Genomic DNA, 232 nt, shown 5'->3' with positions numbered 1-232 from the left:
CTGCAGCAAGTGGGAAACCCGCAGGCAGGCCTCTTGCAGGGCACGCAGGTCTTCCTCGCCCTGTTGCCTGGCGCTGGCTTCCAGCCCGTGATGGCCACGCACCTTGCCCATCAGATGATAGAGCTTGGCGTCGGCCGAATCGCGCAGCAGGCTGTACTGGGCAAAGTCGAGCAACTCGCCTTCCTGCACCTTGTCCACGGTGGGCTGCAAGTCCGCGGAGCGTAACAACGCC

General features: G+C 64.2%; 1 pseudogene. It reads right to left on the bottom strand.

From position 1 onward, the window contains the following. Positions 1-228: pseudogene (locus SB765_RS34100) on the bottom strand (hypothetical protein); the annotation flags it as partial. Positions 229-232: the final 4 nt, after the last annotated feature.

This window comes from Pseudomonas sp. SIMBA_067, assembly GCF_046534675.1.
Taxonomy (GTDB): Bacteria; Pseudomonadota; Gammaproteobacteria; order Pseudomonadales; family Pseudomonadaceae; genus Aquipseudomonas; species Aquipseudomonas putida.
This window is presented reverse-complemented; position numbering and strand designations above follow the sequence as displayed.